Below are 11,535 nucleotides of genomic sequence, written 5' to 3'. Positions count from 1 at the left end.
GCGCGGGAGAGATCGCCCCGATCCTCGGGCCGCGGTTTTCCTTCGATCGGCTTCCCGACGCGCACCGCGCGCTCGCCGGCCGCGCCACGACCGGCAAGGTGCTGGTGGTCGTGCGTTCCTGATCCGGCCCGGAACGGTTCGGGCACGGTCCCATGATGAACGGGGTTTCTCCTCGATTGGCAGAGATTTTGGAGGACGGTTCTTCTGCAGGGAGCTGGAACGAGGATCGAATCGATCAGGAGGCGGGTTTGGGGCAGTCCGGGCTGCAGGCGGGTCTCGAGCCGGCGGGACCGTACACCAGGGACGTCTAGAGTCTATGACCTCTCGCTGCCTGTCCGCGCAGCAGGAAGGTCTTCGGAAATTGCCCTTCGCCGCAGATCTTGAAAGATCCGAAGTCTTTGTACCCGAGACCGTCCGGGGCCTCCGGCTCAGACTCTCGCCACATCTTCAGCTGGTAGAGATCATCCGCCGTGATCTGGCGATCCCGAAGCCGGTCGAACAGGTGGTTACGGAGAGCGGCGGGAAGATCAGTCCATCGGATCTTCGGCACGAACCACCGCTAATCGCCGAAGGTCATTCGGGCCAGCTCTTCCTTGAGCTTCCGCTGTTCAACGGCGTCGGACGTTTTCGTCAGGCGGTCCGCCATTTCGAAGAAGTGCCTCTTCTCATGCTCTCGGGCATCCAGGCCAGTCTCGATGAGCTCGACGATCACGCGGTTGGCGCTCGTGCGCTGCTTCTTCGCGATCGAGCGAACCCGGCTGGCGATCGGCTGGGGAAGAGTCACCGTCTGGCGAAGGGAGGTCGACGTCTTTGGCGTGGCGTCATCATACACCGTTATGCACCATTGTGGTGCTGGTCGCCTCTTGGAGCCGCTGGCGACCCCGACTCGACAGCGCTATACTTCGCCCGATATCGAGAGAGGCGCGAGGGATCTGGCCCGATGACCGCCCGGCAACCTGCGAAACGCCCGCAAGGTGCCAAAGCCAGCCCGGAGACGGGAACGATTGGGCTCGAGCCGAGCAAGACCACGGCGTCGAGTCCCGCGGCGATCCGCGGGATTTTCGTTTTTCGGGCAGCGTGAGCCGGGCCAGAACCCTCCCGCCGGGGAGGGAAGATGGTGGATTTCCGGGGAAAGCCGAGACCTCGGGTCGTCGCGAAGCTGCATGCGGCGCATCGGGTCTGCTCGAGGATGCGTCCCGGTGAGTTCACGTGGCCCTCGGCAGTGGGGAGTCGGCCAAGGCCGGACTGGTATGTCGTCGGCGGGGCGATTCGGATCTGCCCGGAGTGCCGTCTCGAGAATCGCTCGAGCGTCCGCTGCGCCCGCTGTCAGACGCTCCTCGCGACGGAAGAAGAGATCAACGGGTAGGCGGCGATGAAGGAGCCAGAGGTCGGCTGACGAATCGCGGAGCGCGCTTGTTCCCTTTCTGCCGGCCGGAACCTGGTCTGGCCTTCGTAATACATTGTGACCGCCTACGCTCCGTTGATCTTTGCGAAATCTACCGCCAACGCGCTCCGGCTTCTTCGGGTAATGCCGGAAGACATATCCCCACGGAAGAATCACGATCAAAATCACCGGGAAAGCCGCGATCGCCTGGAGCGGGTCGACTCGCGGTATGATCCGGCCAAGGAGCAATAATGAAAAAACTTTTCCTCAGCGCCGCGCTCGCGGCGGCGGTGGCGGGCATGCCCGTTCAGGCGCGGGCGGCGGAGCCGTCCGAGGCCATCAAGGAGCTCAACCAGGATTTCGTGACGGCCTGGAACGCCCACGACGCGAAGAAGCTGGCTGCCGTCTGGGCGGACGACGGTACCCTCATCAACCCGTTCGGCGTCAAGTGCAGCAACCGCGCCGAGGTCGAGAAGCTCTTCGAGCAGGAGCTGTCCGGCATGATGAAGGCGAGCACCTACAAGATCGACTCATTCACGCTGCGCAAGGCCTGCGACGACGTGATGGTCGGAGACTGGGACGCCACCATCACCGGGGTGATCGACCCGAGTGGAAACCCGGCGCCTCCGTTCCCGCATCACGTGACCAGCGTGTACCAGAACCGCGGCGGACACTGGGCCTTGGCGGACGCGCGAGCGTTCCACCTGCTCCCGCCTCCGGCTTCCGCGAAGTAGCCGCGGAAAGCTCGAGCCTTCGATTCAGCGTGCCGGGTTCGCCCGGCACGTTTCGTTTCGGGGGGATGTGGGGTCAGTCCGCCATCGCGCCCGACCCGACCTCGCCGGCCGGCTGAATTCGTGTGCTACGGGGCGGCGGCCGTCCCGGGGGTTTCCGGCGATCGTTCCCGAATGGTCAGCTTTCCCACTTCCAGCTCGCCGATCGAGAGCCTTCCGATGCGCCCGGAGAAGATCGCCAGTCGCCGGATCGCGACAGCTCCGACGGCCAGGGCCCCCATCGACACGGCGCCGATCGCGAGCGCGCCCACAGCCGAAGCCCCGACCGCCGCGGCGAGGCTGCCGATCGGGTTGCCTCGCCTCGATCCGCAATGCACGCACGTCTTCTTCCGCATCGATACCCTCCGCGACCGATCATACGGCGCGGTCCCGCGGGCGGCATGATGCATCGCAGCGGCCGACTTCGGATCGTCCAACCCGAGATCAAACGAGGACCGGGATCAGCCGATCCGGCCGATCGCGAACCTGTCGAGAACGCGCAGTCGCCGCGCCGGGCTATTTCGCGTCGGACCAGCTCTGCCCGTCGACCTTCCACTGGCCGTCTTCCTGCAGAATCCGGATCGTCCCTTTGTTCATCGCGCCGTCGAGCATTCCGGACGCGGTGAGCGTCGCCTTGTTCCCCTCGACCTCGAGCGAGGTGAACGTCACTTCCTTCGGCGCCATGTGGCTGATGACCGTCAGCATGGCCTTCGGTGTCTTCTTGGTCGCCTTCATCAATTTCTCGTCGGTGAGAAAGGCTTTCTTCGTGGAGGCCTTTTCGTAGGCGCCCCAATCGCCCGCCTGAACGGCAGCGAGCTGGGCGAGGTACGCCTTCGCCTGAGGAGTCGATTCGAGCTTCTTCGGATCGCCGGACCCGCGCGCGGGCTGGACGAACAACAGGACCGTGACGAAGGACAGGAGCAGAGTGGCGACTCTCTTCATGTTGGACCTCCAAGTATATTTATACCAGAGAAATTCGGAAGGGCGCGGCGGAGCTCGCGAAGGGCGACGACAAGGTCGCCGCGCTTGTCCTCACTCGGGAAATGACGGGCTCGAGTGGATTGAAGATTGGCAGGGAATTCGATCGGCGATTTGGGGTCGACGCTTTATTATATATTTTGCTGCCGAAACGGCGCCTGTAAGGGCGCGGACGGACCCTCTACGCCACTCTCAGCACGATCTTTCCGTGGGAGCGGCCTTCTTCGTTCATGTCGAGAGCGCGTCGGACCTCGCCCAGAGGAAGCACCCGGGTGATGTGCGGCCGGACGATGCCTCGGTCGATCAGGCTCGCGATCCGCTTCAGATCGTCCGTGTCGTACGTCATGCCGAAGACGACCCCGCGGACTCCGGCTTTCTTCGCGGCCGCCCGGTCGATCTCGCCGATCAGGTTGATCAGCATTCCGCCTTTCTTCAGCACCTGCCAGGACCGCTTCTGCGTGTCGCCGCCGATCGGATCGATGACGACGTCGACGCCGGTGACACGCTTCTCGAAGCGTTCTTTCTTGTAGTCGATCAGGACGTCGACGCCGATCGACTCGAGCCAACGAAAGCTCGACCGACTCGCCGTGGCGACGACGTGGGCGCCCTTCCACTTGGCGAACTGCGCCGCGAAGGAGCCGACGCCGCCGCTCGCTCCGTGGATCAGGAAGACTTTCTGCGGAGACGCCTTCGCGGTGTCGATCACCATCTGCCAGGCGGTCAGCGCCGGCATCGGCGTCGCGGCGGCGACTGAGAAGCTGAGCGACTCGGGCTTGCGCACGAGGTCCTTGAGCGAAACCACGGCGTACTGCGCGAAAGTGCCCCACGCTTCGCCGAAGACCTCGTCGCCTTTGCGAAACCGGCTTCGCGCGCCGGGCGCAACTTCCTCGACGACGCCCGCGAAGTCCTGGCCGAGCGTGAGCGGCACCTTGTCCATTCCTTTCGGGTTGTAGATCTTTTCGACGACCATCCAGTCGACCGGATTGACGGCCGCCGCGTGGACACGGACGAGCGCGGCGTTCTTTCGGAGCCTGGGCCGCTCCACCTCCTCGACCTTCACTTTCTTCGAGCTCCCGAACGCGTGGATCCGAGCGGCTTTCATGACGACCTCCGTGAGGTCGAATCGGCTGCAATCAGGGTGCCGAAATGGTTCCGGCGCCGACGAGGCCGGTCCCACACAATACACGATAACCGTCGAAGCGCCGACGGCGCGCCCAAGTTTTCATGAATCTTGCAGGATTCGACGTCGGGCAAACGAAAGGAGGCCCGATGAAGACGGCATTCCTGATGGGCAGAATCATCGTCGGAGCGTTCTTCCTGTACAACGCCGCGGACCATTTCGTGAACCGGACGATGCTCGCCGGATTCGCGGCATCGAAAGGCGTTCCGTTTCCCGAGATCGCCGTGCCGGCGGCCGGCGTGCTTCTCCTGATCGCGGGCGTGAGCTTCCTCCTGGGCTGGAAGCCGGTCGTCGGCATCACGGCGATCACGGTGTTCCTGATTCCCGTGTCGATCTTCATGCACGCGTTCTGGAAGGAAGCCGGCGCGGCACGGATGGCGGACATGGTGAATTTCACGAAGAACATGGCGCTTCTCGGCGCGGCGTGGATGTTCGCGGCGATCCCGCGTCCCTGGAACGCGAGCGTGGAGTCCGCGGGCCGCGCGAGCGAGATTCCCCAGGTCGAGTATCCGCCGCGCCGCACGGCGGCCGGCTGACGCGGGTTTCCGTTCGAATCCATTCGATTCGGCGGCGGGCGGGGACCGGCTCTTCCGAAGGAGGTGCCTTTGTCGCCGGATCCCCTTCGCCGCCTGACCGCGAAAAAGGAGCCGCCGGCGAGCACGAGGCCCGCCGGCCGCCTGTCCCGTTCCGGGAAATCTAGTCGAGATCCGGCAGCAGGAGCGTGGAGACGACCCCGGCGTGGTCCGAGGGCCACAGGCCGTTCGGCGGAGGAACCCGATCGGCATTCTCGTCGCCGACGAGGAAGATGTCCTGCGTCGTCGGACCGTCCTTCCGGAAGATCACGTCGTACCGGAAGCTCAGCGCGTACGGGCTGAGAAGGTCCGGCGTCTGACAGCACGTGTACGCGGTATCCGACGGATGGAGGTCGAGCCACGTGTCGGCGAACCCGCCGGCGAGGACCGCGGCGTAGCCGGGTTCGTCGGTGTTCGCGTCGGAGTTGAAGTCGCCGACGAGAATGACCGGAAGCCCGCCGCCGTCGGCGGGGCCGGCGAGAAGCTCGGCGACCTGAGCCGCCTGGACGTCGAGATCGAGATCCTCGAGATGCGTATTGACGAAGCGGAAGAAGCGTCCGCGGATGAAGACGTCCGCCGACTGCCAGCCGCGCTGGATGAGGATCGAGCCGTCGAGCACCGGGAACTCGATGTGCGCGTCGAAGTTGCCGGAGCTGGCAGAGAGAACGCGCAGGAAGCCGGAAGGAAGATCGGTCCGCACGAGGAAGGCGCCGCGGTCCGTCGCCTCGACGCCGTCGCCCTCGAAGTCGATCGGGAGGAAGACGTCGATGTCGGTTTCCGACGCCGCGACCCGGTAGTGCGCGCCGTGGTCAGCGAGCTTTTCGAGGAGGATGTCGAGGAAGTCGATCGACTCGACGACGTTGAACTCGGCGTCGAATTCCGTGTAGGCGAAGGCCTCCTGCAAGCCCACGAGATCCGGTCTCGCGGACGCGATCTCTTCCGCGATGCGGTCGGCGCGCGCCGGGAAGTCGGTGTCGTGGATCGCCTGCCAGGCGTCGGCAGCCGCCGCGACGAGCTCCTCGGGCGTCTGGGCGGACAGGACATCGCTTTCGAAGAACCCGGGGTAGAGGTTCTGAGTCATCACCGTGACGTCGTGCGCGGGGGAGAACGGCTGCGGACGGCCGGCGGCCGAGGCCTGCACGGCCGCCAGAAGAAGAATGACCGCTGCAGCGGCAGGGAGCGGCAGCCGGAAAAGGGCTCCGGGGCGACGGCAACTCATGATGTCCTCCTTTTCTCCGTTACCGGAAACTGGCTGAAATCGTCGTCAGGGCGTCACGCATTCTTTTCGGCGCGCCTGTTGTACCGGGAGATTGCAGATTCGCCCTGTCTGCCGGAAGAGTCCATGATCCAAACGAATCACACCGGCGATCGGCTTTCCCGCTCCGAGTGTTCTTCACTCGCGTAATGCGAATGGAAGTGGAATGCTTTCGCGGTTTTCGTCGCGCCGCGGAAGGACTCGCAGCTCGAGGCACCTGCTTAATTCATGTCGTAGATCCGACCGCGCGCCGCGTTGGCCGGGACATGCGAAGCCGGAATCCCCGTAACACAAAAAGAGGCCCCCTCGCGGGGGCCTCTCTGACCGAGGCGCCTTCGCGCCGAGGGATACCGGTTACAGTCGGGCGTAGCTCGAGGCGTTCTCGTAAGTCTCGACCTTGGGCGTTCCGTCGAGCAATGGCGTCAGCTTCGCGAGGACCTGCGGGTAGGTCGCGGTCGCGTAAGTTTCGGCATTCTCCCGGTTGTCCCACAGGCTGATGAACTCCGCGCCCTTCGGGTTGAGGAGGTTCACTTCCTCCTGAAAACCGTTCTGCTTCCGGAGAATCGGAAGGATTTCCTTCTTCCAGAGGTTGGTGAATTCAGTCTCTTTGCCCTTCTTGATCTGGAAGTGGACATTGCGTGCGAATTTCATGTGATCTCTCCTTTCCCTTGAGCAAGACCCTTCATCGGGACCCCGCGAGATGAAAGGTCGGTCTCGGCAAGGGACCGAGGCCGTCTGTCAGAAGAATTTTTACGGTAGCAGGATCGGGTTTGATTTGGATGATGCAGCAAGATCATTTTGAAAGCGCGAGCGATCGGCTTCTTTGGGGACGGTTTTTCCTGGGTTATTGGGTGATGGTAATTTCTGCGCGATGGCTCGTCCGCGTCGGCTGGAATTGCTCGGCGCAGGAATCCGATAACCCGTTTTGGCTGCCGATCTCTATGCTTTCCTCGAGCGCAAGGCCGCTCGAAACCGAAAGGCGAGGAAATGACAAAGACCGTTCACCAAGTCGTCGCGCTTCCCGCTTCCCCGGCGAAGCTCTATTCGATGTACCTCGACCCGAAGGCCCACGGAGCGTTCACCGGAATGCCGGTCGACATTTCCGCCGAGCCGGGGTCGACCTTTTCGGCCTTCGGCGGGGCGATCTCGGGACGCATTCTGCTGACCGTTCCCGGCAGGCTCATCGTTCAGGCGTGGCGTTCGACGAACTTCAGGAAAGGCGACCCCGATTCGATCCTCGTCCTCGCCTTCTCCGGAAAGGGCAAAGAGGGCCGCATCGAGATGACGCACGTCAACGTCTCGGATCGCGACGCGGAGGGTGTCAGAAAAGGGTGGAAGACGCATTACTGGACGCCCTGGCGAAAGTACCTGAAGAAGTAACTGGCGGGCGCGTTTTGACCGGACTTCGTCCGGATTCCAGACCGGGCGGGCGAAAAGCGGACCCCCGGGGAAGGAATCGTGAAGAGACATGAACTTATGGGCGGCGAGGCACTTGCTTCCGTCGGAGGGATGGAGGATCCCCGCTCATGGAGATTACAACCGCAGATCCATCCATACCGAGAGCACTCGCCGAGCCGTCATCGGCCGCGGATCTCCCGATCACGCTCGAGTGCTCACACTGTCCCTGGAAGCGAACCGCCGTCCGGGCGGACCGTCTTCCCAGACGCTGTCCCAACTGCGGTACCCGGCTTCTCGATGTGTTCGATTGACCGCGGGCTCGCAGCGCGCGGAGATCGCCTTTCGACGGTCGAGTCGCGCGAGCTCAAGGATGCCGTCGACGGCGACCTGACCGCTGACCTCTACCGCCACGGCTCTACGACGGTCGTATTGATCGTCGCCTTCTGGCTTTTCCTCCACATGGTTCTCGGCTCCGAAACCGACGATGGCACCGCCGTCGACTGGGTTCTCGATTTCGCCCTGATGCTCATCGTGCTGCGGTGGGGAGCCGACCTGTTGCTCGCCCGGACCGGAAGCGTCCGAGGGCGATTCTGGGTCTTCACGGCGTTGACGGCGTCGATCGGGATCGCCTATGGCGTCGTGAATTTCCTGTCCTACTCGCGAGCCGGGCCTATTCCGATCGTCATTCTCGCCACCTGCCAGGTCGCCATCACGTCTCTGGCTCTCGTCAGCCTGGCCGGAAGCATCGTCGCCTTCCTGCTGTTCGCCCTGCCCAACGTCGGGGTGCTCGTCGTGCTGGCGGCCATTTTCCCCCTTCCGGGGCCGGGAGAGGTCTTTGCACTGATGCTCGCGCTCTACATCGTGTGCCTCGTGATGATGCACGCGTTCATTCATTCCTCCGTGAAGGAAGGCTTCGTTCTCCGGCGGAGGCTCACCCAGCTCGCCATGCGTGACCCCCTGACCGGACTTCCGAACCGGCGGCACGTCACCGAATTCATGCCTTCGGACGCCTCGCTCGCCGTGCGAACCGCGATCGCGGGCTCGAGGGCTTCGAAGGGCGCTCCCTACCGATTCCAGATGATGATGCTCGACCTCGACCAGTTCAAAACGGTCAACGACAGCTACGGTCACGAGACCGGCGACCGGGTCCTGGTGGAGGTCGGACGGACCATCCGCGCGGCGCTGCGGGAAGAGGACATCGTGGCGCGTTGGGGCGGAGAGGAATTCCTCGTCATTGCCCGCAACATCGAGGGACCTTCGGCGGACGTCTCCGCGCGGCTCCGCCTCGCGATCGCCCGTGCCCGGATCGAATCCGGCTCCAAACCGGTTCTGAGTCTCACCTGCTCGATCGGAAGCGCGGTCTTTCCCTTCTCGGAAGACCGGCCGGCGCTCTTCTCATGGAAGGACGTGCTGGCGCTCGCGGACCGCTGCCTCTATTACGCGAAGGAAAACGGACGAAACCGATCGGTCGGCATCGCTGCCGGCGAGGAATTCGGAAGCCTTCCCGACGCCGCTGCCCTTCTGGAGATCGACCTCGACGAAGCGTGTCGCCGCGGATGGATCCGGTTCCTGGCTGACGCGGGCGCCGGCGGGGGCCTGTCGCAGGCGTCGTAAGCGCCCGGGCGGCGAAGGCCGCCCTGGGGTCAGGTCTACATAGGCGGCGCCGCGGAGGCTGAAGCGAGATCGCTCCGGATGGCCGCCGGGAGCTTGTCCGCGTTCTTCACCAGCACCGTCACCTGCCAGATCTGGGTCTCCGTGAGGCTGCCCTTGAACTCCGGCATGCCCGACATTCGAATGCCGTTCTCGACCTTCCAGTAGGTTTCCCACTCCTCGTCGTCGGTCACGCCCTTTCCCTGGAAGAGCGGCGGCGGCGGCGGAAACATGCCGCGGGCAATCGAGGTCTTGTCCATCGTCGGCAGGCCATGGCACACGGCGCAGTTCTGTTCGTAGACCTTTGCCCCGGCGAGGAGGTTCGCTTCATCGGCGGGCACCTGAGGCTTCGGGTGCGGGAGTTTCTTCAAGTAAGCATCGAGCCCGATTCGCGCGAACGTTTTTTCGAACGGCATGGGAGGAGCCGACGCGGCAACCGGCGCACGGCCCGACGCGAAATAGAAATAGGCGCCGCCGGCAGCGAGCAGGACGGCGATCACGACCCCGAGAACGAAGCCCTTCAGCATGGCGGAGACTCCTTCGCGACTCCAAGAATATCAGCCGATGCGTGACCTTCGCCGCATCGACACACTTCTCCGGCGTCGATGCGGAGCGGCCCGGCGGCTTCTTCTGGGGCATACTCGCTCCAGCCGCCAGGTGGGAGGGGCGATGCACGACATCACGGACGAGGCCTTCAGGGGCGCGATCGGGGATCCGAGGACCTTCGAAAAGCCTGGGCTCGAGACGTTCAAGCGCTTCATCCGGGGCGAGCTGCCGGGGCCGCCGGTCTCGAGGCTCGTCGGGCTGCGTCCGACCGAAGCGGGGCTCGGGAAGGCGACCTTCACGATGCCGGTCACGCGCTGGCTCGAGGACGGTTTCGGGCTGTACTGGGGCGGCGTGTATGCCCTCTTCGCCGACGCCCCGCTCGCCTCGGCGATCTGGACGACGCTGCCGGCGGGCAAGGCCGTCACGACCTCCGAGCTCAACATGTCTTTCGTCCGCCCGATGAGCCGGAAGACCGCCAACATGGTCGGCCGCGCCGAGACCGTGCATTCCGGCAAACAGGTCGGGCTCTCGACGATCCAGATCACCGACCAGGACGGCCGGATGCTCGCGTTTGGAAGCAGCCGGTGCCTCATCGTCGACGTGCCCGCGAAGGGCGAGGCCGGCTCCCGGCCGTCGGAGGGTGATCATCGCTCGGAGCCCGACCCGTTCCGCCGGCCGGCGCCCGACGACGGGTACTTTTCCATCGATGAAATCGTCAACGGCGTTCCGATCGATTTGCAGCGCAAGACGGTCGCCGGCGAGCGTACGTTTCCCGTCTGGCGGCTGACGGGGTACCGGCCGACCGTCGTCGAGGACGGGCGAGTCGACGCCACTCTGCCGTCTGTCGGGTGGCTCTCGAACGGCAGCGCGGCGATCTACGGCGGCGTGCTCGCGTGGGCATCCGAATTCACGATGGGCGCAGCGGTCTATTCGACGCTCGGCGCCGGCGATGTGTTCGCCACACTCGACATGCAGATCCGCTTCATGCGCCCTGCACTCGTCGGGTCGGGTCCCCTGCGCCTTTCGGCGTCGGTCCGCCACCGCGGGCGGCGCCTGCGCGTGACGTCCTGCGACGTCGACGACGCGCAGGGAAGGCGCCTCGCGATGGCGACCTCGTCGGCCCTCGTCGTCGAGGGGGGAGTCCGTGAGCTTGTGAAGGGGCGTCTGCCGGAAGAGATCCTCGCCGAGGGGCCGGATCGGGAATAGGTCCCTTCGCGGCCGCCGGTTTCACCGTCAGCAAGAGCTTCACGGAGCCGCGGGCGGTTCTGCGGCGTGGGCACGAAGCCCGCGTGAGGGACGACCATCTTGATTCATCTGGATCTATCTGCGTTCCGCAAGGAATCTCAGAATGTTTCGTCCCGAAAAGCAGAAAGAACTGGGCGACAAATCGATCATCCCGGTGATCGAGCCGCTCGCGAACCATCGCGACCATGAGATCGCGGAGGACGCCCGGCGCGCGATCGCCCGGCTGCAGGAGAAGTAGGCCGCCGAAGGTTTTGCCGCGAGACCAGCTCTGGCACCGGAACAATGGCGGCCGTTTCGCGTAATGTCGGGAATGATGAAGACGAGAGTGTGGACGATTCTGGCGGCGGCGGGGCTCGCGGCGCGACTTTCGGCCGCCCCCGCCGCCGCGCCCCGGATCTCGCTTGCTCCCTGCAAGCTCCAGGGCGTCCCGCGGGAAGTCCGCTGCGGGCGGATGGAGGTCTGGGAGAACCGGGCCCGGAAGGCCGGCCGGAAGATCTCCTTGCGGGTCGTCGTCGTGCCGGCGACCGGTTCGGAGCGCGCGCCCGATCCCGTCTTCC

Annotated in this window: 15 protein-coding genes and 1 riboswitch; of the genes, 7 read left to right on the top strand and 8 right to left on the bottom strand. The window is 64.6% G+C overall.

All coding sequences use genetic code 11. The features are described 5' to 3' along the window. Positions 1 to 307: 307 nt before the first annotated feature. Both VKH46_16730 and VKH46_16725 read right to left on the bottom strand, forming a co-directional pair. Entirely contained in the window at positions 308 to 550 is a 243-nt protein-coding gene (locus tag VKH46_16730; protein HKB72479.1) for a hypothetical protein, read from the bottom strand. 9 nt (positions 551 to 559) lie between these two features. Further along, complete coding sequence (locus tag VKH46_16725) at positions 560 to 832, bottom strand: hypothetical protein (protein ID HKB72478.1); 273 nt, start codon at positions 830 to 832, stop codon at positions 560 to 562. 72 nt (positions 833 to 904) lie between these two features. Continuing rightward, positions 905 to 1,010: riboswitch (SAM riboswitch) on the top strand. A 625-nt stretch (positions 1,011 to 1,635) separates the two neighbouring features. Here VKH46_16725 and VKH46_16720 point away from each other — a divergent pair. Continuing rightward, the gene (locus tag VKH46_16720; protein ID HKB72477.1) at positions 1,636 to 2,118 is read left to right on the top strand and encodes a nuclear transport factor 2 family protein; all 483 of its coding nucleotides are present in this window, start codon (positions 1,636 to 1,638) and stop codon (positions 2,116 to 2,118) included. A gap of 125 nt (positions 2,119 to 2,243) precedes the next feature. Here the strand turns inward: VKH46_16720 and VKH46_16715 are convergent, their stop codons facing one another. From VKH46_16715 to VKH46_16705, 3 genes are all read right to left on the bottom strand, one after another. Continuing rightward, on the bottom strand, positions 2,244 to 2,510 hold the full coding sequence (locus VKH46_16715) for a hypothetical protein (protein ID HKB72476.1): 267 nt from the start codon (positions 2,508 to 2,510) through the stop codon (positions 2,244 to 2,246). 160 nt (positions 2,511 to 2,670) lie between these two features. After that, positions 2,671 to 3,096, bottom strand: a complete 426-nt coding sequence (locus VKH46_16710) for a hypothetical protein (protein ID HKB72475.1) — start codon at positions 3,094 to 3,096, stop codon at positions 2,671 to 2,673. Between the two features lie 217 nt (positions 3,097 to 3,313). Continuing rightward, positions 3,314 to 4,234 (bottom strand): NADP-dependent oxidoreductase, encoded by a 921-nt coding sequence (locus tag VKH46_16705; protein ID HKB72474.1) that lies wholly within the window; start codon positions 4,232 to 4,234, stop codon positions 3,314 to 3,316. Positions 4,235 to 4,401: 167 nt separating this feature from the next. On the opposite strand from VKH46_16705, the gene VKH46_16700 reads away from it, so the two are divergent. Then, complete coding sequence (locus VKH46_16700) at positions 4,402 to 4,848, top strand: DoxX family protein (GenBank protein HKB72473.1); 447 nt, start codon at positions 4,402 to 4,404, stop codon at positions 4,846 to 4,848. A 160-nt stretch (positions 4,849 to 5,008) separates the two neighbouring features. On the opposite strand, the gene VKH46_16695 is transcribed toward VKH46_16700, so the two are convergent. Together VKH46_16695 and VKH46_16690 are read right to left on the bottom strand one after the other, a co-directional pair. After that, positions 5,009 to 6,103, bottom strand: coding sequence for an endonuclease/exonuclease/phosphatase family protein (locus tag VKH46_16695; protein ID HKB72472.1), 1,095 nt, complete (start codon positions 6,101 to 6,103; stop codon positions 5,009 to 5,011). A 390-nt stretch (positions 6,104 to 6,493) separates the two neighbouring features. Next, positions 6,494 to 6,790 (bottom strand): hypothetical protein, encoded by a 297-nt coding sequence (locus VKH46_16690; protein HKB72471.1) that lies wholly within the window; start codon positions 6,788 to 6,790, stop codon positions 6,494 to 6,496. Between the two features lie 336 nt (positions 6,791 to 7,126). On the opposite strand from VKH46_16690, the gene VKH46_16685 reads away from it, so the two are divergent. Together VKH46_16685 and VKH46_16680 are read left to right on the top strand one after the other, a co-directional pair. Then, positions 7,127 to 7,519, top strand: a complete 393-nt coding sequence (locus VKH46_16685) for an SRPBCC domain-containing protein (protein ID HKB72470.1) — start codon at positions 7,127 to 7,129, stop codon at positions 7,517 to 7,519. A gap of 315 nt (positions 7,520 to 7,834) precedes the next feature. Continuing rightward, complete coding sequence (locus VKH46_16680; protein ID HKB72469.1) at positions 7,835 to 9,151, top strand: GGDEF domain-containing protein; 1,317 nt, start codon at positions 7,835 to 7,837, stop codon at positions 9,149 to 9,151. 35 nt (positions 9,152 to 9,186) lie between these two features. Here the strand turns inward: VKH46_16680 and VKH46_16675 are convergent, their stop codons facing one another. Then, positions 9,187 to 9,714 (bottom strand): cytochrome c, encoded by a 528-nt coding sequence (locus VKH46_16675; GenBank protein ID HKB72468.1) that lies wholly within the window; start codon positions 9,712 to 9,714, stop codon positions 9,187 to 9,189. Positions 9,715 to 9,856: 142 nt separating this feature from the next. Between VKH46_16675 and VKH46_16670 the strand changes: the two genes are divergently transcribed. The 3 genes from VKH46_16670 to VKH46_16660 form a co-directional block, all read left to right on the top strand. Continuing rightward, a complete protein-coding gene (locus VKH46_16670; protein ID HKB72467.1) occupies positions 9,857 to 10,939 on the top strand; it encodes a PaaI family thioesterase in 1,083 nt (360 codons plus the stop codon). A gap of 142 nt (positions 10,940 to 11,081) precedes the next feature. Beyond that, the gene (locus VKH46_16665) at positions 11,082 to 11,216 is read left to right on the top strand and encodes a hypothetical protein (GenBank protein ID HKB72466.1); all 135 of its coding nucleotides are present in this window, start codon (positions 11,082 to 11,084) and stop codon (positions 11,214 to 11,216) included. Between the two features lie 75 nt (positions 11,217 to 11,291). Beyond that, the coding region (locus VKH46_16660; GenBank protein ID HKB72465.1) for an alpha/beta hydrolase at positions 11,292 to 11,535 on the top strand (244 nt) is incomplete at its 3' end.

The organism is Thermoanaerobaculia bacterium, from assembly GCA_035260525.1.
GTDB lineage: Bacteria > Acidobacteriota > Thermoanaerobaculia > UBA5066 > DATFVB01 > DATFVB01.
This window is presented reverse-complemented; position numbering and strand designations above follow the sequence as displayed.